This is a genomic window from Caenimonas koreensis DSM 17982 (genome assembly GCF_009646335.1).
Classification (GTDB): Bacteria; Pseudomonadota; Gammaproteobacteria; order Burkholderiales; family Burkholderiaceae_C; genus Ramlibacter; species Ramlibacter koreensis.
Genome location: NZ_WJBU01000038.1, coordinates 1 through 1,575 on the forward strand (window position 1 = coordinate 1; position 1,575 = coordinate 1,575).

A 1,575-nucleotide genomic window follows, 5' to 3' on the forward strand; every position below is an offset into this window, starting at 1 on the left:
CTGCAAGCCACACCGAACCCCAAGCAAGCGATCACGAATCAGCCGGTGCTGCTCAAGGCGACCAAGCCCATCGAGATGAATCTGCGGTTCCCGGGGCAGTACTTCGATGCGGAGACGGGGCTGTTCTACAACTGGAATCGTTACTACAACGACAAGGGTGGGCGATACGCGCAGTTCGACCCCACTGGCCTGGACGATGGTCCCAACGGCTACGTGTATGGGAGAGACGACCCGCTTGCCTTGAGCGACCCCATGGGCCTGAAGACAATGCAATGCACGAAACCTCTGAATGCGCTGAAGGAAAAGTTTGGAACAGAGTTCAGTAGATTCGCCCGCGATTGGATCCCTGCTGCATACCATCAGTATTCATGCGTTGTCGGCAAAGATGGAAAGGTGACTTGTGGAGGTCAGGACCATGCGGAATCACCGCTTCGAGGCCCGGGCAAACCCAGCGTCGATACGCTTGAGGGTGGCCAATGCAAAGAAGTGGAGCCAGACAACGACGGCTTCGAGCAGTGCGTACTCAATGAGTGGAAGAAGCCTCGGCCCACGTATGGCATCCCTTTCGGGACAGACTGCCAAGAGTATGACGAAGCGATCATCAAGCAATGCCGAATCAAATTTGCCAAGAAAAGAAAATCTCGATGAATCTCAGAACCGTCTTTCGGACAATTTGGATAGTCCTGGTAACGACCGTGCTGGTTGTGTCTATGCTTGGCTTTGATGGCAAACCCAATAGTGACATTGCCGTATTTCTGGTGTGGCTGATGATTGGGCTAACAGCGCCTGCTGGATTGTTGGTGCCGCTAGGTCACGTCGCGCTGTATGAGATTTACCTGCTATCGGTCCCGACTTCCTATGAGTCGCTATTTTTCGACTGGCTAGCCTTCTGCGTTCTCGGTTACCTCCAATGGTTCAAGCTTGTTCCTTTTGTGTTCGAACGAGCGAGGCAGTGGAGATCTCGCTCGAGCGTCAATTAGTCAGTTCGCTAGGGGTTGCGCCAAAGCCGATCCAACACCAGCGACACGGACATAGACGGCCAGTTCACCGAGCAAGACGCTGCCAGCACCACAAGTCAGGTGTCTTTGATGGACGGCGACAGCAACCGCTTGCTGGGCTTCACGCAAACACTCACGACCATGAGCAACGGCAAGGTCAAGAGCGTAGTGACCGCGCCGGTGAACTACATCGTGAATGCGAACGGATCAATGACCAGCGATGGCCTGCGCGAGTTCGACTACGACGCGGCCAACCGACTCGCCAAAGTGACAGTCAGCAAAGACGGCGAAGCGGCAAGAGTGGTCTATCTCACCAACGCGTTGGGCCAGCGCGTGTTCAAGAGCGTCACGCAAGCCGAACAAACGCTGCCCGATGAAACGACGCTGGACGCGGGCTTCATCGCCTGGCTCAAGAAATCGTTCGGCTGGCTGTTCACCGCCAGCAACACGACAACAGTTGCGGGCCTCGGCACGGCATACGTCTATGGCGACGGCCCCATCCCCGCATGGGCGATGCTGGGCGAGTACGACAACGGAAGCGCAGTGGGCAAGGGCCGCACAGAATACATCTGGCTGC

General features: G+C 56.2%; 3 protein-coding genes. All 3 read left to right on the forward strand.

Annotated elements, in window-relative coordinates:
* Positions 1 to 648, forward strand: a 648-nt coding sequence (locus tag GHT07_RS21200) for an RHS repeat-associated core domain-containing protein (protein ID WP_194793012.1), incomplete at its 5' end; no start/stop codon positions are given.
* Positions 645 to 980 (forward strand): hypothetical protein, encoded by a 336-nt coding sequence (locus GHT07_RS21205; protein WP_153587084.1) that lies wholly within the window; start codon positions 645 to 647, stop codon positions 978 to 980. The genes GHT07_RS21200 and GHT07_RS21205, both read left to right, overlap by 4 nt.
* Before the next feature lie 108 nt (positions 981 to 1,088).
* Positions 1,089 to 1,575, forward strand: a 487-nt coding sequence (locus GHT07_RS21210; protein WP_153587085.1) for a hypothetical protein, incomplete at its 3' end; no start/stop codon positions are given.